This is a genomic window from Bacteroidota bacterium (assembly GCA_016213405.1).
GTDB lineage: Bacteria > Bacteroidota > Bacteroidia > Palsa-948 > Palsa-948 > Palsa-948.
The window spans coordinates 1-20,841 of sequence record JACRAM010000055.1 but is presented as its reverse complement, the minus strand read 5'-3'; the positions used below and the strand labels follow the sequence as shown (position 1 = coordinate 20,841).

The window sequence follows — 20,841 nt, the reverse complement described above, 5'->3', positions numbered from 1 at the left end:
GGAATGTGGAACTTGAGACTTGAGACTTTATTCTTCATCTTTTACTTCGGCATTTTGGCTTTGAGGCGGTAAAGCGTTTTATTAATATACTTCTCCTTCGGCAGAATGGCATCCTGAATCCGTTTCGCGTAGCGGATGCTGGCGAGAATTTCGCTTTGCTTCTCCTCCACAATTTTCTTTTGCTGTTCGATGAGTTGCTTTTGCTTTTGCGTAATGCGCAGTGCACGGAAAATAAATACTGCGAAGATTACAACTAACAGCAATACAGCCATCACCGACCATATAACAATCTTTTGCTTTTTGCTTTCCGCTTCTGCTACTGCTTCCTTAACCTCAACCTCTGCCTTTGCCTTTGCTTCTTTCTTTTCAAACTCGTAGTTCATTTCCGTGCGTGTTTGCTTCTTAGTATTTTCATCGTTAGTGATACTGTCACGTACGGCTATGTATTTTTTGTAATGCTCAAGAGCTGATTGATATCTGCCCGTAGTGTCGTAAAGCTGGCTGAGGGATTGGTTTCCTACTTTTAAATCATCAAGAGAACCGATTTCTTCTGCAAGTAAAACGGATTGTTTGAGATACTTTTCCGCTTCAGCAAATTTTCCGGTTGTAATATCAAGTGAGCCGATATTGCCGAGCCAGATTACAATTCGATTTTTATCTCCGAGTTCTTCCGCCATTTTCAATGCCCTGAAATAATAATTCAGCGCCCGGGGATAATCAGTTTGGGCATGATAGACATTGCCAATGTTGCCGAGGTCTGTTGCGATTCTATTCTTATTGCCAAGTTCTTCATTCATTTTCAATGCCCTGAAGTAATACTCCAGCACCCTTTTGAAAAGAGGATTGCGTTCCTCAGGATGAACGTTGGCTTCGGCTTGACGGAAATAGACAACTCCGATGTTGCCGAGCACAGTGGCAATTTTATCTTTCTCTCCAAGTTCCTCAAATGTTTTTAATGCCCTGAAATAATAATCCAGCGCCTTGGGATAATCGGCTTGATTCCAATAAACACCTCCGATGTTGCCGAGGCGTGTTGCAATTCCTTTTTTATTTTTTTGTTCTTCATCAAATTTCAGCGCTTTGAAAAAATTTTCAAGCGCGTTCGGATAATCGCCTTTTACCCAATAGCCCACACCGCAAGTACCGTAAGCGTTTGCTTTTAGTTTGGAGACAGGAGTTCGGAGTTCGGAGACAGAAGATAGTTTCTCGCATAGCGCAAGTGCTTCTTTAGCGAGGAGAATAGTGGAATCGGGATTGGTGTATTTATATTCCCAAGCGAGGGCATTGAGGTGGTTTACTTTGTTGGTGTCGGAAGAAAGGGACGAGGGACGAGAGACGAGGGAGGAGGGAGTTGCGTTATCTTTTTTTACTAGGTTTAGGAGAGAATCAATATTCTGGTTTTGCGCGGAAGAAAAATGAAAGAAGAAAGAAGAGAGAATCAGGATATAAAAAACACGGAGCATTTTCACGGGTTCACCCCGTTGGATAAAATCCAATATCCTACGGGGTTCATACTTATAATCCATACCATACAAACTTATGAAAAAACAAACTGCCTGCCGGCACAACCCTCAGGAGAGAAATTATTTGTCCGCGATTACTAATTTGCCTGTTGCAATTACACTGCCCCCTCCCTGTGTCCCTCCCCCGCTGGGAGAGGGAGTTGAAAGCCGAATGAAATACAGTCCGCTTGGAAGATTGTCACGCGAGAGAGTAAATGAATGACCTGTTATATTGTTATATTGTTTCACTGTCTGCCCTTGTAAGTTGTAAACGGTGAGAGTTGCGTTCTTCAGTGGAACTTCTATCTGTAAAGTTGTTTGAGTGGAAAAAGGGTTTGGATAGATGGAAATGTTTTGCAAAGCAGTTAACTCAGAAGTGCCTGTTAATGGATTTACGACTATAAGAGTTTGCATCAAGCCAGAAGGCGACATTTTATAGGTAGTATCGCAAATAGAACTTATGCATCCGTTCGCATCCGTAACTGTTAAGCATATTATGTAATTACCAGCCACAGTGTATGTATGCGATGGAGCGGGTTGCGTGGAATTATTTCCATCACCAAAATCCCAATAATATGTAAACGGAGCTGTGCCTGTTATAGTAGGGTATCCATACCATAATAATGGATTCGCGGTATCAGGAGTTAAGATTAAACTTGCGTTTAAACTATCTACTGCTACAATTATGCTTGCTGTATCCGAGCAACCACCATTTGAGGCAACTACAGTATAAGTTGTAGTTGCAGTAGGACTCACAAGAATACAAGCAGTAGTCGCACCAATGCTCCACGAATAAAATGTTCCACCACTTGCGCATAATGTTGCGCTTTGCCCCATGCAAATTGTTATGTTGCCTGCAAGGGTAACTACGGGAACAGGATAAACGGTTACGGTAGTGGTTGCAGTATCATTACATCCATTAGCATCTGCAATCATTACAGTATACGTTGTGGTTACAGTAGGACAAGCAACTATAGACGCAGTAGTCTGCCCGGAGGGATTCCACCAATAAGTTGCTACTCCTGCTGTGCTGAGTGTTGCACATTGCCCTGCACAAATGGAAACAGGTGAACTAACGCAATCAAGCGCATCCCAGAATCCATCAGCATTTAAATCTTCTGCAACATCATTTATTCCGTTTCCGTTTGTATCCCAGCAACGAATTCCAGTTGTAATCGTAACTATAGCGGTTGCAGTACAGCCATTAGCATCAGATACTGTTACTGTGAAATTTGCAGCGCTAAGATTCACTGCTGTCTGTGTGCTTTGTGCAGGTGTAGAATTCCAAACATATGTGTAAGGCGGTGTACCGCCTGAAGGATTTACTGTTGCAGTTCCATCATTATTGACACCACAGGCGGGTGTTGTGCTTGTACTGAGCAAAAGCATTACTGGCTGGCTGATAGCAGCACTTGCTGTCGCTGTGCAGGCGATTGCATCCGTAATTGTAATTGAATAAACTCCTGCACAAAGTCCAGTGATGGTGGCAGAGGTTGCTCCCATGTTCCAGAGATATGTATAAGGAGGAGTTCCACCGGAAGCAGTTGCTGTAATAACGCCATCACAGATTCCATTGCAGGTTGTGTTTGTTGTCGTTAAAGATACGGTGCATTGGCTGAATGCATTTAACGCCCAACTTATGCAGATGGCTGTAATAAGTAATTTTGTTTTCATTGTATTTGTTTTATTGTAAGATGCAAACTAACTGCGAAAGGTTGCTTTGTATTTTTTGTTTGAGGCGAATGGGTATCCTCCGAAGGAGTGGAGACCACATCCCTTCGGGACTTGTAATACTTACAGCAAACATACGCATAACTCTGCAACTCTCATTGCGGTGGAGTGCAGTCATATCAATACACCTATTACTTTCGCAATTTGGCTAAAGCCGTTTCTTTTGTCATTCATTTGCCACGACCTTAAGGTCGTGGCTATTAAATTTCTCGCACATCTGGACTTCAGTCCAAAAACTGCGTAAGTCCTAACATCATTATCTTCTTGCATCGTTCCGTAACATCTTTACAACGCATCTTCGCAAAGAAACTTCTTCGAAACACAACATGGTATTTCTGGTTTTAGTCATTGTACTGTTGTTTTCTATACTGAGAGTGTACACTCTCAGCTTATCAACGTTGGATTATAGAATAGAATATTGTATTTCCATGATAATAACCTATGCTGCCGTTATGTCGCCAAAAGGTCTAACTTTGTAAAACAATGATTCTATCATGAAAAGAATGTTTGATGGATCATGACAAAGGGATTATAGGTTCTGAGCAAGAGAAGATATACTGAGAGTGTACACTCCTAAAATGTAAAGCAACGATGATATCTTATAAAACAACCTGAAAATGCCTGATGAATCAAGAATCCCAAGGAATTTGAGCGAGTATGTGCAGTACATGAAGCGCACCACTGATTTTTTGGGGAAGCCCAGCCCTGCTCCATTCACCGGCAAGAACTGGGAGCGTTTTAACTGGACGGAAACAGAACTTTCTCAATGGGAATCTTTAACCAAAACGGCTGAAGAATTGTTTCCGAAATATTCCAGCATGGCTTTCCGCACGGTTGTCATAAAAAATAAAATCCGCAAGGTGCAGAGCGACACTGTGAAATACAACCAGCAGCAAAAATTATTAGACCGCATTGCCTCCAACCCTAACCGAACGGTGCTGACTGATTTTCTTCTTTTCAGGATAAGGCGCGGAACTTCGCTTGAAAAAACCAAACGCACGGTGCACACTTCCTCCATCAATGAACCAGTGCTGCTGGCGCTGAAACCGCTGGGCGGAGCCATGCTGAAAATTTTTTGCCGAACCATCAAGGGAACAGGGCGCGGACACCGGCATAAGATTTCGAACAGCGTAATGATTGTGTACAGGATAGGAACAACACCTCCAAAAAATCTGAACTATTGCAACGCCCAGCACATCAGCACGCACGCAAAATTTATTCTGCGCCTCGAACCAAAAGAAAGTGGTAAGCGCATTTATGTTTTTGCGCGGTGGTACAATACCAAATACCCTCTCCTTGCCGGTCCCTGGAGCAATATGCATGAAGCGGTGATAGTGTAACTGAGAAAGTCCCAAGCATCAAGCCCCAAGTCCCAAGAAACAACCAGCATAACAGCAGTTCCTTGGAATTTGGAGCTTGGAATTTGGAACTTTGGGCTTCACTTTGACTACTGCACAATATTGGTATGCTGAGCGTTTCCTCCCCACATAGGCCATCCGGTAAGAGAAGAATTGTTAGTGTTTATCGCAATCAGCTTTCCGCTGGTGCTGGTTACATAAATCCATCCATCCTCCACCACGGGCTGATAGCGAATGTTTTCTCCTGTCTTGTAAGTGGTTTCTATTTTTCCTGATTCAGCATCCATGATCTGAATTTCACCGTTGTAAGTAGCCACAATTATTTTTCCGCCTACAGCAAGCGGTGGAGTGCCCAAAAATCCGCCCACCGTGTGCATATCGCCCGAGAGTTTGGAGGTCCACTGCATTTTTCCTTCTTTATCGGTGCAAACAATTTCATCGCCCATGGTGTTGTAATTATTTCCTTTATAAGAAAGAATGCGCGAACCCTGAAAGGACTGAAGCGAAGAAACATTTGACTGCCCTATGTTTCCTTCGGCAACATAAGCGCCTGATGAAGCAGGAGCGCCACCGCCAAAACCATTGCCTGCATCATTGCTCATGGAAGTAGTTTTAAGCTGTGATTTCGCCTGAACATCTTTGCTGAGATAATTAGCTTCTTTTTTAGCGAATTGCTTGTTCACCGTCATGTTTGTTTCATCCATCTGCGCGATAGATTCCATGGCTTTGCCTGAGCCATCCCATTTATCCGCCCTGCGGCTCACGGTCATGTTTCCGTCATTGATAATGGGCGCGGAAGTGGCACGCATGTATTTGGCAGAAAGAATTTCTCCGTCTTTCTGATTGAACTTGTAAACAGTGCCGGGGAAAGAAGTGATATAAAGATTATCTCCATCGGCAACAGGCGCGCTCATCACATCTCCGTCAATCCACTTTTGCCATAAAACGTTTCCGGTTTTCAAATCAAACGCGGCAAGCACGTGAGAAGAATGCATGTTGTAAACCAGCTTGCCTTTATCTTTTATTTCTTCGCTAAAACCTGAATTGGTATAACAGGGATACGCGGTAAAAACTTTTCCGTTGGCAACTGCAGGCATGCTCATGAGCGGATCGCCCAGCCAGTGGCTCCAGAGATATTTTCCGCTTTTTGCATCGGTAGCGAAAATGGTGCATGACTCGGTATTGTAAACCAGCACATCATCTTCAATCACTCCCGAAGAAGGACCGTCATCATCAATATCCACCGCCCATTTCTTGTCGCCTGTTTTGGCATCAAAAGCAAAATACTGCTTGCTTCCGAAACCACCGCTCACATACACCTTTCCATCGTGCACTGTAGGGGTAGGGACATTGGTATTGCTGGGGAGTTTAATAACGAAACCATCCTTTGTTTTGGTGAGATAGTTTGAAATATCCGTGAACGAAACGTGCCCCGCGTTAAAACGGTCATTGGGCTTTGTTCCTTTATTCATTGCCTGCACCTGCTTGAGCACGTCAATGCCATCATCGGCAGTGGTAGTGATGGTTGAATCAGGAGGGGTTCCGTTTTCATCATCTTTTAAAGAAGGGGCTTGTGTGGTGAATGCTGCCATCCCGATAACCATTGGGAACAATGCAGCGAAGAGAATTTTTTTCATTGGTGAAGTGTTAAGTGGTTTGTATTAAAACTTGCAGATTGAATTTTTATTGTAGATGCAGAATGTTTCCTGATTCCACAAGAATAGTACCATTCAGACAAAAAATCCTGAAGACTTCCGGAAACAGTAAGTTCCTTCAGAGGATAATCGCAATCAATATTCTCTTGATTTTGTTAATAACGTGAGCCTCACGGGACTAATGCTTATGCGAAACTCATGGGAACCTCTAAAAACTCAAATGAACCTCGTAGGATACTTATCCAACGGGGTGAATATCGAATATCGAACAAGGAATAATGAATTTCGAAGTGGATTTCAACTTCATCATTCGATATTCCTTGCCTGCCCCGTATTTCGTGGGGTTCAGTATTCATTATTCGAGGTGCCCTCATGTTAATAAAATAAGTGTAACCCTATAGGTTTTTTTGCGTATCAAAAGGCAATTTTAACAATGCCCTGATTTCCCCCAATCAAACACAACATATCTATGAAAAACCTATTTACCCCGTTGGATAACTTCCGTAGGATGTTCATCCAACGACACAAGAACCAAAATCCTACGGGGTTTACTACCGTCACTACAACGATTAAAACAATTCTCACCCTAACCGCCCTGTCTATGATTGCTGGCGGTTTTTTCATTTTGAAAAGCTTTGATAAACCATTTGAAGAGGGTGATATGCCCAATCCCGACCGCCCTGATCTGGCGTTGAAGCAGGAAATAAAAATCACCAAAGACCCCGCTACAGGCACTGTTCCCCGCGAACGCCTTGCTGCGGCATGGGCAATGGTTCAGCAGCAGAAAGCGCAGAAAAATACGAATCCAATTCCCCTCACCACAGCCAACTGGACAGAGCGCGGACCCAACAACGTAGGAGGCAGAACACGCGCCATCATGTTTGACCCCAATGACGGAACAAAGAAAAAAGTATGGGCAGGCGGAGTAGGGGGTGGATTGCATTACACAAATGATATTACAGTGGCTTCACCAACCTGGGTAAATGTAGATGACTTTTGGGCGAACCTTGCTGTGTCATGCATTGCGTACGATCCTTCTAACACGAATATATTTTATGTGGGAACAGGCGAGGGCTGGTATAATGTAGATGCCATACGAGGTGCCGGTATCTGGAAAACTACAGACGGAGGTGCTACATGGGCACAGCTTGCCAGCACCAATAATTCCACTTTCTATAACGTGCAGAAAATTGTTGTGGAAAGCACAGGCGTTCTGTATGCCGCAACTCGCGCTGGTGGAGTCAGGCGTTCCACTGATAATGGTGCAACCTGGACGCAGGTGTTAGCCGGGGCAGCAGCCGATTTGGAGATCAGCGCTAACGGAACTCTCTTCGCCACAATCGGAATATTTACAACAGGCGGTATTTATAAATCCACAGATGGAACTACCTGGTCGAGCAGTTATGCTTCAGCCGCTGGCGAACAGCGTATAGAAATTGCCTGCGCTCCTTCTGATTTGAATACCCTTTATGCCATGGTTCAGCAGAGTGACTACACATTGAAAAAAATAATGAAGTCCACAAATGCTGGCGGCTCATGGTCAAGTGTAACGCTTCCTACCTGGTGCGATCAGGGCAGTTCTTCTACTGACATGACCCGCGGACAGGCATGGTATGATTTGATTCTCGCAGTTGACCCTAACTCAGCAAGCACTGTTTTTGCCGGAGGTGTGGATGTAATGAAGAGCACCAATTCAGGAACTGCATGGACGCAGGCAACCCGATGGAGCAGTTTTGGCGGATGCGCTGGTGTTACCATTCATGCCGATCAGCACGCGATTGTTTTTCAACCTGCATCTTCTTCCACTATTCTTTTTGGCAACGATGGCGGAATCTACTACACTTCAGATGGAGGAACCACTATAGCAAACAGAAACAGCGGATACAACGTAACCCAGTTTTACGCATGCGCTATGAATGGCACATCCGGTTCAAATTATTTTCTGGCAGGGGCGCAGGATAATGGAACGCAAAAGTTCACTACTGCAGGAATGAATTCCACCACACAGGCAACTGGCGGTGATGGGGCTTATTGCCATATTGACCAAACTAATTCAACTTACCAGCTTACGGCTTATGTATATAATTATGTTTACCGTTCAACAAACGGAGGAACAAGTTTTTCTGCCATCAATACCGATCAGGTTAATGGAGATTTCATCAATCCTTCTGATTATGACGATGCCAATGGAATACTTTATTCTTCTTACTCAACTTCGCAGTTGAATCGCATTACAGGAATCAGAGGTACACCCAGCGCGCCAACCCAAATCAGCATTACCGGAATGACGGATTATGCCGGAACAATCCTATCATCTCCTTATGCTCCCGGAGGAACAACAACTTTGTTTATCGGAACTCAAAACGGAAAATTGTTTAAAGCCACAAACGCGCAGGCAACGCCCACTGTTACCAATATTACTGGCGCATCGTTTAGTGCTGCCGGAACTATTTCATGCGTAGCGCTTGGCGCCTCTGAATCTGATATTCTGGTTACGTTTTCAAACTTTGGTGTTGTTTCTGTTTGGAGAACAACTAACGGTGGTACCACATGGGCAAACGCAGAAGGAAATCTTCCGGATATGCCAATCCGCTGGGCAATTTACAACCCGAATAATTTATCTGAAGTTTTGCTTGCAACAGAAGTGGGCGTATGGTCAACAACCGATGTTACAGTTGGTTCTCCCGTGTGGGCAGCCAACGTAACCGGACTTGCCAACGTTCGCGTTGACATGTTTCAGTACCGCAGTTCTGACAACATGCTGATTGCCGCCACGCACGGAAGAGGATTATTTTCTTCCGATGTTTTTGTTCCTGCAGGCGGTGCGCCCGTTGCTGACTTCACCGGTTCTCCGACAACTCTTTGCGCAGGAAGCAATGCAACATTTACAGATGCAAGCACCAACACTCCTACTTCATGGAGTTGGGTATTTCAGGGAGGCAGTCCTGCAACTTCCACTTCGCAAAATCCTGTAGTGACTTATTCTGCGGCAGGAACGTATTCTGCTTCGCTTACTGCAACAAATGGAATAGGAAGCGATACAAAAAACAGATTGGCTTATATAACTGTAAATGCAAATCCAACAGCAAGCATTACCGTTACTCCGTCCGCCACCATTTGCAGCGGCTCAAACATTACGCTTACAGCTTCGGGAGGTTCAACATATAGCTGGGCGCCCGGTGGACAAACCACTGTAACCAAGACGGTAGCCGGTCTTACAACCACTACTACTTATACGCTTACTGCCACGAATGCAAGCGGATGTACCAACACAACAACAAAAACAATTACTGTTAATGCATTGCCCACTCCAAGCATATCTGCTACTCCCTCTGCAACCGTATGTACCGGAACAATCGTTACATTAACTGCATCGGGCGGCACCACCTATAGTTGGGCGCCAGGCGGGCAAACAACTACTACTAAAACTATTGTAGTAACTTCTACTGCTACTTACACAGTTACGGCAACAAACGCCAACGGTTGTACTAACACGGCTACCAAAACAATTACGCTGGCTGCGCCTCCCACTCCTTCTATCAGCGCAACTCCTTCTTCTACGATATGCAATGGCTCAAGTGTTACGCTTACAGCATCCGGTGGCACCACCTACAGCTGGGCGCCAGGCGGACAAACGACAATAACTAAAATAGTGGTGGTTACTGCAACCGCTACTTACACCGTAACTGCAACAAATGCCAGTGGCTGTACAAACACCGCTACAAAAACAATTACTATGGCTCCGTTGCCAACTCCTTCTATCAGTGTAACTCCTTCTGCTACTATATGCAATGGCTCAAGTGTTACGCTAACCGCATCGGGCGCAACTACCTATAGTTGGTCAGGCGGTGGACAAACAACGGCAAGCGTTACAAAGTCACCAACTACAACTTCTACGTATACTGTAACCGGAACCAATGCGAGTGGATGTACGAACACGGCAACAAAAACAATCACTGTGAATTCTCTCTCCGTTTCCATGAGCAAGACGGATGAAACCTGCGCAACGAATGACGGAAGCGCTACAGCAACACCGACTGGCGCTTCTCCATATACTTATTCGTGGACCCCTGGCGGAGGAGCTACTCAGACAATTTCAAATCTTGTTTCGGGAAATTATACTTGTACTGTTACGGATAATAACGGATGTGTTAAAACTGGCACTGTTACTGTGGGAAATACTTGCAGCGGTCCTGTTGCTGATTTTTCCGGCTCACCTACAACAGTATGTTCCGGAAGCACGGTCAGCTTTACAGATTTAAGCACCGGTGCACCCACATCATGGAGTTGGATATTTGAAAACGGAAGTCCGTCTTCATCCGCATTACAAAACCCTACAGTAACTTACAATTCTGCCGGAACATATTCTGTTTCTCTTACCGCTACTAATTTAAGCGGCAGCAACACCATGGACAAAACCGCATACATTACTGTGCTGGCTTCTCCATCTGTTGTTATGAGCAAAACAGATGCTACTTGTACAAGCACCAATGGAACAGCAACAGCCACTCCATCTGGCGGAACGTCTCCCTACACCTATTCATGGAACACAGGTGGAACAACACAAACAATTTCCAATCTGGCGGCTGCAAGTTATTCCTGCACTGTTACGGATAATAAAGGATGCACCGGAACCGGAACCGTTACCGTAGGTGCCACTGCCTGCGGACCAACAAAACTTCAGCCGGCATATTGCGGTATAACAATTACTTCACTTAGCCAGCCCTTGTATTGCATTGCAGTTTCAAGCGCAACCAATTACCAGTACCGGGTAACTGAACCATCATCGGGCTTTTCATATATATATACAAAGGGTACGGGCAATAATGCATTCGCGATGATTTCTGTTCCCGGTATTCAATATGCTAAAACCTACAAGGTAGAAGTACGGGTTTATGTGAGCGCTGTATGGAGCAACTGGGGGCAGATTTGCACAATAACAACTCCTGCAACAACTCCTTTAACAAAATTACAGACTCCTTACTGCCCGATAACAATTACATCACTTAGCCAGCCATTGTTTTGCGTTGCAGTTTCAGGCGCAACCAACTATCAGTATCGGGTAACAGAACCATCATCGGGCTTTTCATATATATATACAAAGGGTACGGGCAATAATGCATTCGCGATGATTTCTGTTCCGGGCATTTTGTATGGAAAAACCTATAATGTAGAAGTGAGGGCTTATTCAAATACGGTATGGGGCGGTTATGGCGTTATATGTGCGGTGACAACGCCTGCGGGACCTGCATCACAAGATCCTTTATTACGCTCATTCCAACCGAACGCTGAAAAGGATTACACTTTAACACTGCATCCGAATCCTGTTTCAGAAAGTTCTGTTTATTTCACTGTTGAAGGCGCTGTACAGGATGAAGAAGTTCTGATAGAAATTTATAATCTGATGGGAACTAAAATTTATTCAGAGAAAGTAAATTATTCTTTAGGCGATGGCGTGGAGATTAGGCTTGATGAAAAGTTCGTAAAAGGAGTTTACTTTGTGAATGCCATTATTGATGAAAAGAAACTTTACCAGAAGTTTGTGATGACACGGTAAAAACGCTGCAGCCAACATTGAAAATCCCCTTTGAGAGCCCTGAAATAAATTCAGGATAAATCTCAGTTGGGATTTTTCTTTTTATCCCAAACAAATCGGGTGTAGGACAAAATGTACAAATCATTATTTCGTTCCTACGGAACTTTATTAAGAACGCATGGACTCTCTCTCTCTACCACTATTTTATCCCTACGGGATTTTGCTCCGTTAGGAGCATTATATTGGTAGAAATAGTCCATACGAGATAAGATTTAAGCCCCATCGGGGCGAAATATTTTAAATGTGCATTTTGTCCTACACCCAACAAATCCTCCTGAAATTCGTTATTCTTATTTGAATTACCTTTGTATCAATGAAAAGGGAAATTGCATACATCTTTTTACTTTTGTTTATTTTATTTTCCTCCTTCAGAAGTTTTCTTTCTTCTCTATCAGAATGTGAGGTGAAAAATGAAATGTTTTCTTCCGGAGAGGAAGTAACTTATATGACCATGTATAACTGGGGATTCATCTGGCTGGATGCTGGCGAAGTGACTTTTAAGATTCAACTGGACGACTATAAAGGAACGCCCTGCTATCATATCATCGGAGCAGGCGGAACCTATCCATCGTATGACTGGATTTACAAAGTGCGCGATCGTTTTGAAAGCTGGGTGGATACTGCCACCTTGAAGCCATTCCGATACATACGCGATGTGAAAGAGGGTGGAAGAACCTTTTACAACGAATGTTTTTTCAACTTCCACACACTAAAAGCATATTGCGTAACCAAAGAGCAAAAAAAACTGCCGCGCCTCGATACTGTTTCTATTTCTTCTTGCGCCTTTGATCCTATGACCATGATTTTCTTTTCCCGCACCATTGATTATTCTGCATATAAAACGAACGACACAATTCCAATCACACTTTTTTTAGATAACAAAGAGTATCCGCTTTATCTCCGTTATTACGGAAAAGAAGTTTTGAAAATGGACGATAATAATTCATTCAGGTGCATAAAGTTCAAACCAAAGCTGGTGGAAGGAACAATTTTTAAAGGTGGAGAAGGCATGACCGTGTGGGCGACTGATGATAAAAACCGAATTCCGGTTTATGTGGAAGCCCCGATACTTGTGGGAAGTGTGAAAGCAAAAATTATAAGATGGAAAGGGTTGCGAAATAAATTGGAAGCGAAAGTGCAGTAAGAAGTGTGATTGGGAATACATCCGTTTGGGAGGCGCGCTTCGCGCCAGTCCGAAGGACTCCTTCGGAGAAGCAACCTCACAGTTCTAAGCCATGCACTTATTTGTCAAACTTTTCTTTCAGTTTCAGAAAAAACAATTCAATGTATTTATAGGATAATATTGCAATCATTATTGTAATGATAATGTAAATGATAAATAATACGACAGGAGGCAAATCCCAATTGTTTTTTTTACAAAGCATATTAATAAAGAACGGAATAGGTTTGTGATACAAATAAATTCCGTAGCTTATTTTACCTATATACTGCATTATTTTGTTATTCAATAAAGGAGAAATTATTTTGTATTTTCTATCGCTTATAGCAATCATCAATAAAGATACTGTTGAAAGCATAAGAAAAATTTCTCTGCATATAAATAGTGCATTTGAATAAACTAAATGATGGTCAATCAGCTGAGAGATTGAAAAAAAGAGCAGAATAAAAAGAAAACAGGAAGCCGGATTGTATTTATTGATCAGCTGAAAAAAAACATTTTGAACTTTATACGTATTAATGTATGCCAGAAATGCACCAATTCCCAGAGTATGATAATTGGAAAATGGGAATCTTTTTATATAAAATAAAGAAAAGACCAATCCGCAAAGGATGAAAAACACAATTAAATATTTTAATGGTTTCTTATTAAAAAAAATAATAAGCCAAGGCCATAAAATATAAAATTGCTCTTCTACTCCAAGTGTCCAAATGTGGCCTACAAGCGATGATTGATCAATGTCTTCGGAAAAAAACAAAAAGTTTGATGTGTAAGTGAAATAATATATTCCAAATCCGTCATTCCATAACCATAAGTTGGTGAAATATTTAATGCATATTAATGCCAGCAGAAAAAGATAATAAATAGGAAACAGTCGGAGTCCTCTTCGTATAATGAAGTTTATTACGACTGAAATTTTGCCTTTTTCATTTCCTCTATCTTTTGCTTTAAGAAGAATGCTTGTGATTAGAAAACCAGAAATAGTAAAAAATAAATATACACCTTGATTCATGTACTCTATTCTTTTCCATCCTGCATCTGTAATGAAATGAGCAAGCAGAGTCATGGTAACTGCGATAGTTCGCAATGAATCGATTTTTGGAAAATAGCTAATGTATTTGCTCATTTAACTTTATAACTTGTTCGCCAAAAATTTTCCTGTAATGCTTTTCTCGCTCTTGACTAATTCCTCAGGAGTTCCATTAAAAACCAAATGTCCGCCTGCGTTTCCTCCTTCGGGACCGAGGTCAATCACCCAGTCAGCGCATTTGATTATATCAGGGTTATGTTCAATCACAATAAGCGTGTGCCCTTCATCAACCAATCGGTTTAGCGCATATAAAAGTTTTTTTATGTCGTGAAAATGTAATCCAGTGGTGGGTTCGTCAAAAATAAAAAGTGAATTACCTTGTCCCTTGTCTCTTGCCCCATGTCCCGATAAAAATGTTGCCAGTTTCACCCTTTGTGCTTCTCCACCGCTGAGCGTGCTGGAGGATTGCCCTAGTTTGATGTAACCCATTCCTACTTCCTGCAGTAATTTTAATTTAGAAACTACAGCCCCACCTAACCTCCCCGAAGGGGAGGAAATATTTTCTCCCTCCCTAATGGGGAGGGGCGGGATGGGGCTAAAGTATTCCACCGCTTCATCAACTGTCAGTTCAAGAATATCCGCAATGTTTTTATTCTTGTATTCAATTTCCAGCACATCATCTTTAAAGCGTTTTCCTTTGCATGCTTCGCATTCGAGATGAACATCAGCCATAAACTGCATTTCAATCGTCACTTCGCCTTCTCCTTCGCACACTTCGCATCTTCCTCCATCTACGTTGAAAGAAAAGGAGGATGATTTATAGCCGCGCATTTTTGCCAGCGGTTGCGAAGCGAAAAGGTTTCTTATTTCGTCATATGCTTTAATATAAGTGACGGGATTTGAACGCGAACTTTTTCCGATGGGATTCTGGTCAACTATTTCAACGGAAGAAATTTTATGTATATCTCCTTTTATGGTGTCTTCTCTTCCGGTATGATCAACATATCCGTCTTTAATTCTTTTTAGTTCATGATATAAAACTTTTTTTATAAGAGATGTTTTTCCCGAACCGCTTACGCCTGTTACAACAGTGAAAACATTCAGAGGAAATTTTACATCAATATTCTTGAGGTTGTTTTCATGAGCACCTTTCACTTCAACATAATTTTTCCATTTCCTTCTTTTAACAGGAACAGGAATTTTTTCTTTCCCAGTCAGATACTCAATCGTATAGCTTTTTATCTGTGACTTGAAACTTGTGATTTGTGAATTAATATTTCCCTGAAAAACAATTTCTCCGCCATTTGTTCCGGCACCTGGTCCAATATCAATGATTTCGTCAGCTGCATTCATTATTTCTTCATCATGCTCAACCACTATAACGGTGTTTCCTAAATCCCGCAGCGACTTCAAAACTTTTATCAAGCGCTGCGTATCGCGTGGGTGAAGACCAATGCTTGGCTCATCGAGAATATACATAGATCCAACCAGAGAACTTCCGAGAGAGGTTGCAATATTTATTCTTTGCGATTCACCTCCGGACAAAGTATTTGATAAACGATTGAGTGTGAGATACCCAAGTCCTACATCGTCCAGAAACTGAAGCCGCGATGTGATTTCTATTAATAATCTTTTGGCAATTTGCTTGTCATTTGCATCAAGCTGAATGTTTTTAAAGAAGTGAAGCGAATCTTTTACTTGCATGGAAACAATTTCTCCTATGGATTTTTCTGTCACTTTCACATAAGCGGATTCTTTTTTCAATCGTGTTCCCTTGCATTCAGGACAAATTGTTTTTCCTCGATAGCGTGCCAGCATCACGCGATACTGAATTTTGAAACTTTCCTGCTCCAGAAATCTAAAGAAAGCGTTTAGCCCGTCAAAATGTTCGTTGCCCGTCCACAAAAGTTTTTTTTCCTTATCAGTGAGCTGATTATACGGTCGGTGAATGGGGAAATCAAAGTGATGGGCGCTCTTAACCAGTTCATCTTTCCACTTGCTCATTTTTTCTCCGCGCCAGCAGGCAATAGTTTCTTCGTAAATAGAAAGGTTCGTATTCGTTACAATAAGTTTTTCATCAATGCCGATAATGCTTCCGAAACCTTCGCAGGTTTTGCAAGCGCCAATGGGATTGTTAAAACTGAAAAGGTGAACACTCGGTTCGTCAAAGGTGATTCCATCAAGCTCAAAGCGATTTGAGAAAACTTGTATTTCACTTTTGCCTTTTGTCTTTTGACTTTTTACCTGAAGTTCTCCCTGTCCTTCATAAAAAGCTGTTTGAATAGAATCTGCAATACGGTTTTCATTTTCTTTATTTTCCTTTTCAATAGTGAATCGGTCTATGACAAGAAAAATAGTTTCGACATTTATTTTCTTTTTTTTGTTTTCAAAAACTTCTTCAATCTTAATAATTTCTCCATCAATTTCAACTCTTGAAAATCCCTGCTTCTGTAAAAGCAATAATTGTTCATTTAATTTTTTTTCAATCTTAATAGGGGAGAGGAGAGTAGTTTGTGTTCCGTTTTCTAATCCATTAATATAGTTCACTACATCCGAAACAGTATTTCTTTTCACCGGTTTACCTGAAACAGGCGAAAAGGTTTTACCAATTCTGGCGAAAAGAAGTTTCAGATAATCATAAATTTCAGTGGATGTGCCAACTGTTGAACGTGAACTTCTAGAGATAACTTTTTGCTGAATGGCGATGGCGGGAGCAATACCGTGAATATAATCCACATCGGGTTTGTTCATTTTACCCATGAACTGCCGAGCATAAGAAGATAAACTCTCTACATATCTTCTTTGCCCTTCTGCATAAATTGTATCGTAAGCAAGTGATGACTTTCCTGAACCCGAAACTCCGGTGATTACAATAAGTTTATTATGCGGAATGTTTATGCTGATGTTTTTCAGGTTGTGTACGCGCGCTCCTTTTATAGAAATGTTTTTTACTTCTTTGATATATTCTTGAGTTTTCATAATATTATTTTCTGAGACATTATCAAAGTTAGAAGAATTTTACTGGAGGGTATTAATAGGATACGGAGTGGCTCAGGTGGATAACGAAATAATTTTATAAAACGCAATTTGAATTTTATGATGGAGGTCATAATTTCATGGGGCTTCCTTCTATAAATTTACACAAATAATCAAAATATTTATTATGAAAAAAATTACTCTTCTTTTCATCGCTGTTGCGAGCAGTGGGCTACTATTCGGACAAGCTGCAAAAAAAGTTATTGTTGAAGATGAAACAGGAACCTGGTGCGGCTATTGCCCTAGAGGAAGAACAGTTTCGGAAGACATAGAAAATACTTATCCGAATGCAATTACCATAGCAAATCATAATGGAGGTTCTGATACGTATCAGAACACGTACACCCAAAATCTGGATAATGCAATGAATGCGTATGGTTATCCTGGCGGAATGGTAGACAGGTATTTTTTCTCCGGACAGACCTATGTTTGCATGGTAACCTCTGTGTGGAAATCAAAAACAGCAAACCGCCTGCTTTCCACTACCCCTGTCAGCGTTGTTGTCAGCAGTTCCTACGACATAGGTTCAAGGCTGTTAAGTGTAACTGTAAAAGCGAATTTTGTTGCAAATGCTGCTGGTGATATGCGTATTAGCTGCGTGCTGGAAGAAGACAGCATAGTTAATACAAGCGATCCTCAGGAAAATTATATGGGCAACGGATGCTCTTCTCCTGACCCTTCAAGCCCATGGTATAATTATCCTTGTCAGATTTCAAATTATATTCAGAGAGATGTAGTGCGTGCCAATCTTGCGCCCGACTTTGGAACAGCAGGAGTGATTCCTGCTTCTGTAACTTCTGGGCAAAATTTTAGCCAGTCATATACATATACATTACCTTCTTCCTGGGATGCAAATCATATGTCAATTGTTGGTTTTGTTTCTTATTATAATACAAGTGTTAATTCCCGTTCCATATTGAATGCTGCTAAAGTTTATCTGCAAAATACACTAACAAGCGTTCATGAAAATGCTGAATTGAACTCTATCGAAGTAAAACAAAATATTCCCAATCCATTCAAAAATAGTACAGCGTTGCGATTCACTCTTAACACAACAGATAATGTTTCCATTAAAGTGTACAATGCATTCGGGCAAGTTGTGAATGACCTTATTGATTCAAAACTTGTTCCCGGTGAACACACGTTCTATTGGGCTGGTGATGATAACGATGGCAACACCGTTGCAGGAGGGGCATATTATTACACTATTTCAACTTCTACCCAACAAATAACGAAGCCAATGGTTTTTGTTGGACAGTAAGTTTTTTTGCTCAATTGGCTACTTAATGGATGGTTCTTCTGTTAATATTTGTTAAATTTATTACTGTTATAAAATAATATAGTCTATTGTGTAACCTTTTTCTTACCTTTGCGTTAAGAAACTAAATCAACCTCCTCTCCGCATAGATATAAATATCTACCCGCCATTTTTGAAAAGTTAGTTTTATTATTTTTTTAAAATTTATTGCATAGATAAACTTTTACGCTGAAGTTTTAATTATTAACCAATCATCTCCTTTTTGCCATAAGCGGAAAGGAATTAAAACAGTGTAAACTATGCAAGTTCAAACTATGTCCCTGCAAACCGGGACTAAAACAGCCGTCCCATCTAATTTTAAAAATTTAACCGACCGTGAACTCATAGATTTTTATATGAACGGCAATGAACAGTGCCTTACTGTTCTTATTGAAAGACACAAAACACGGCTTTTTTTCTTCATAATCAAAAGAACAAGAAACCGCGACTTGGCTGAAGATGTTTTTCAGGAAACATTCTTCAAAGTAATCCGTTCGCTCAAAGCAGGCAATTATAACGAAGAAGATAAATTTCTTCCATGGGCAATGCGCATAGCCCGCAATATGATTATTGACCATTTTCGAAGGGCAAGCAGAATACGCATGATAAGCACAGTTAGAAACCATGAAGGAGAGTCAGATGATATCTTTAATGTGATTCATGTTAAAGAGAAAATAAGCATCAAGAGCATTGAAAAACGCCAGGCACACAGGCAGATAAGACATCTTATCAAACGTCTTCCGGAAGAACAGAGACAAGTACTTATAATGAGAGAGTATTTAGATATGAGTTTCAATGAGATATGCAAAATGACAAAGATGAATCTGAACACGGCTTTGGGGCGCATGAGATATGCAATAATCAACCTGAAAAAGATGGCAAACGAGAAGAATCTTAGTTATTAATCTTAGCGGTTAGTTTCTGGCTGTAAATAATAATTATTGCTCATACAATAATTTTTTTTTCGTGACGTTATCTCTTCATACTTCATCAGTAGAAACAATGAAACAATTAACCAAATACAATTTTATATGCAGAAAAACTCTACTCATTTTCCTAACGCCTCGTTTATTCCTCATGACAAAAAAGACATGAAGGAAATCTCATCTCTGGAACTTCCCAGCGATGCAGTGATTCAAAATATCATCAACTTTTCAAAAGCGCTTAAGATTTCAAAATCCCGCGAAGTTGGATTGATTGAGATTATTTTGAACTGAAAAGCCCTTTTTTAGTGAGCAAAGCCGAAGTTGCTTTATTCCTGATTCTCTCTATCGGGAAACATTACCTTTGTTTTTCTTAACTGAAGAATCATGAACGAGAAACTTATTGCTTTTGAACGCCTGCTCACCATCATGGATGAACTGCGGGAAAAATGTCCCTGGGATAAAAAACAAACAATAGAATCTATCCGACACTTAACCATAGAGGAAACTTACGAATTATCCGATGCCATTATGGAAAAGGAAATGGATAAGATTAAAAAAGAGCTTGGTGACTTGCTCTTGCATATTGTTTTTTATTCCCGCATTGCATCAGAGACAAATGAATTCAATATTGCCGATGTTTGCAATTCTCTCTGTGAAAAACTCATTCACCGTCATCCGCATATTTACGGAGATGTAAAAGTGAAAGACGAACATGAAGTAAAAAGCAACTGGGAAAAACTGAAACTAAAAGAAGGAAAAACGAAAAACAAATCCGCGCTTGAGGGAGTGCCGAATTCGCTTCCTGCAATAATAAAAGCACACCGCATTCAGGAAAAGGCGAGAGGCGTGGGCTTTGACTGGGAAAAACCAGAACAGGTTCTTGAAAAAGTACATGAAGAAGCAAATGAACTTCAACAAGAGTTTCTGAATAACGGAAAAGTTGAAGAAGAGTTCGGAGACCTTCTTTTTGCGCTCATCAATTATGCCCGCTTCATAAATGTGAATCCTGAAGATGCCTTGGAAAAAACCAACCGTAAATTCATCAAGCGTTTTCAGTATCTTGAAACAGAATCTGCAAAAGACGGAAAGAAGATGGGAGAAATGTCACTCGCGGAAATGGATGTTTACTGGAATATGGCGAAAAGTCTTTAGCATTGATATTTCTTATATCTTTGTATTATCGCCATGAAGCTTACAATAATTAACATTGATCTTTTGAGAACGTAAGCAACCTTTTTGACTTTTCTGCGTCTAAATTTCAAACCAACACAACAAGTGGTTAGATATTTATCATTTATTGCCTTAATTTTTTGTTTCATTATTGGAAACAACTCATTCGGTCAATCTGCATGCCCATCTGTTTCTGTTACTCCGGGTAACGTAAGCATTTGTAGCGGCTGCACCACGCTCACCGCTACCGTGCAGGGTTCAGTTGCTACAACGTCTTATTCAGTTGCTTCTACTGCATACACACCATTCTCTTACAATACCGGAACTCCTGTTTTGGTGAACATTGATGACCAGTGGTCG

Annotated in this window: 13 protein-coding genes; 8 read left to right on the top strand and 5 right to left on the bottom strand. The window is 41.2% G+C overall.

The window, feature by feature from the left end; all coding sequences use genetic code 11:
• Positions 1-41 precede the first annotated feature (41 nt).
• Positions 42-1,463 carry a tetratricopeptide repeat protein gene (locus HY841_06155; GenBank protein MBI4930326.1) on the bottom strand — a complete coding sequence of 474 codons (1,422 nt, stop codon included), beginning with the start codon at positions 1,461-1,463 and terminating at the stop codon, positions 42-44.
• 120 nt (positions 1,464-1,583) lie between these two features.
• Positions 1,584-3,176, bottom strand: coding sequence for a PKD domain-containing protein (locus HY841_06150; GenBank protein ID MBI4930325.1), 1,593 nt, complete (start codon positions 3,174-3,176; stop codon positions 1,584-1,586).
• Between the two features lie 674 nt (positions 3,177-3,850).
• Between HY841_06150 and HY841_06145 the strand changes: the two genes are divergently transcribed.
• The gene (locus tag HY841_06145) at positions 3,851-4,573 is read left to right on the top strand and encodes a hypothetical protein (protein ID MBI4930324.1); all 723 of its coding nucleotides are present in this window, start codon (positions 3,851-3,853) and stop codon (positions 4,571-4,573) included.
• A gap of 107 nt (positions 4,574-4,680) precedes the next feature.
• Here the strand turns inward: HY841_06145 and HY841_06140 are convergent, their stop codons facing one another.
• Positions 4,681-6,228, bottom strand: coding sequence for a PQQ-binding-like beta-propeller repeat protein (locus HY841_06140; protein ID MBI4930323.1), 1,548 nt, complete (start codon positions 6,226-6,228; stop codon positions 4,681-4,683).
• A 487-nt stretch (positions 6,229-6,715) separates the two neighbouring features.
• Here HY841_06140 and HY841_06135 point away from each other — a divergent pair, with 487 nt between their 5' ends.
• Positions 6,716-11,803 (top strand): PKD domain-containing protein, encoded by a 5,088-nt coding sequence (locus tag HY841_06135; GenBank protein MBI4930322.1) that lies wholly within the window; start codon positions 6,716-6,718, stop codon positions 11,801-11,803.
• A 352-nt stretch (positions 11,804-12,155) separates the two neighbouring features.
• The gene (locus HY841_06130) at positions 12,156-12,986 is read left to right on the top strand and encodes a DUF3108 domain-containing protein (GenBank protein MBI4930321.1); all 831 of its coding nucleotides are present in this window, start codon (positions 12,156-12,158) and stop codon (positions 12,984-12,986) included.
• Positions 12,987-13,083: 97 nt separating this feature from the next.
• Here the strand turns inward: HY841_06130 and HY841_06125 are convergent, their stop codons facing one another.
• The gene (locus HY841_06125) at positions 13,084-14,148 is read right to left on the bottom strand and encodes an acyltransferase (GenBank protein MBI4930320.1); all 1,065 of its coding nucleotides are present in this window, start codon (positions 14,146-14,148) and stop codon (positions 13,084-13,086) included.
• 6 nt (positions 14,149-14,154) lie between these two features.
• Entirely contained in the window at positions 14,155-17,031 is a 2,877-nt protein-coding gene (gene uvrA / locus HY841_06120; GenBank protein MBI4930319.1) for an excinuclease ABC subunit UvrA, read from the bottom strand.
• 184 nt (positions 17,032-17,215) lie between these two features.
• Between uvrA and HY841_06115 the strand changes: the two genes are divergently transcribed.
• The 5 genes from HY841_06115 to HY841_06095 form a co-directional block, all read left to right on the top strand.
• Positions 17,216-18,349, top strand: a complete 1,134-nt coding sequence (locus HY841_06115) for an Omp28-related outer membrane protein (protein ID MBI4930318.1) — start codon at positions 17,216-17,218, stop codon at positions 18,347-18,349.
• 311 nt (positions 18,350-18,660) lie between these two features.
• Entirely contained in the window at positions 18,661-19,290 is a 630-nt protein-coding gene (locus tag HY841_06110; GenBank protein ID MBI4930317.1) for a sigma-70 family RNA polymerase sigma factor, read from the top strand.
• 126 nt (positions 19,291-19,416) lie between these two features.
• Positions 19,417-19,602: a hypothetical protein gene (locus HY841_06105; GenBank protein MBI4930316.1), complete on the top strand. Its 186-nt coding sequence runs from the start codon at positions 19,417-19,419 to the stop codon at positions 19,600-19,602.
• Between the two features lie 93 nt (positions 19,603-19,695).
• Entirely contained in the window at positions 19,696-20,463 is a 768-nt protein-coding gene (mazG, locus tag HY841_06100; protein ID MBI4930315.1) for a nucleoside triphosphate pyrophosphohydrolase, read from the top strand.
• A gap of 123 nt (positions 20,464-20,586) precedes the next feature.
• The coding region (locus HY841_06095) for a hypothetical protein (protein MBI4930314.1) at positions 20,587-20,841 on the top strand (255 nt) is incomplete at its 3' end.

Coding starts and splice junctions, on each gene's coding strand:
- HY841_06135 (MBI4930322.1), top strand. CDS start 6,716: ATGAAAAACCTATTTACCCCGTTGGATAACTTCCGTAGGATGTTCATC.
- HY841_06145 (MBI4930324.1), top strand. CDS start 3,851: ATGCCTGATGAATCAAGAATCCCAAGGAATTTGAGCGAGTATGTGCAG.
- HY841_06130 (MBI4930321.1), top strand. CDS start 12,156: ATGAAAAGGGAAATTGCATACATCTTTTTACTTTTGTTTATTTTATTT.
- HY841_06150 (MBI4930325.1), bottom strand. CDS start 3,176: ATGAAAACAAAATTACTTATTACAGCCATCTGCATAAGTTGGGCGTTA.
- uvrA (MBI4930319.1), bottom strand. CDS start 17,031: ATGAAAACTCAAGAATATATCAAAGAAGTAAAAAACATTTCTATAAAA.
- HY841_06155 (MBI4930326.1), bottom strand. CDS start 1,463: ATGCTCCGTGTTTTTTATATCCTGATTCTCTCTTCTTTCTTCTTTCAT.
- HY841_06140 (MBI4930323.1), bottom strand. CDS start 6,228: ATGAAAAAAATTCTCTTCGCTGCATTGTTCCCAATGGTTATCGGGATG.
- HY841_06105 (MBI4930316.1), top strand. CDS start 19,417: ATGCAGAAAAACTCTACTCATTTTCCTAACGCCTCGTTTATTCCTCAT.
- HY841_06125 (MBI4930320.1), bottom strand. CDS start 14,148: ATGAGCAAATACATTAGCTATTTTCCAAAAATCGATTCATTGCGAACT.
- mazG (MBI4930315.1), top strand. CDS start 19,696: ATGAACGAGAAACTTATTGCTTTTGAACGCCTGCTCACCATCATGGAT.
- HY841_06110 (MBI4930317.1), top strand. CDS start 18,661: ATGTCCCTGCAAACCGGGACTAAAACAGCCGTCCCATCTAATTTTAAA.
- HY841_06115 (MBI4930318.1), top strand. CDS start 17,216: ATGAAAAAAATTACTCTTCTTTTCATCGCTGTTGCGAGCAGTGGGCTA.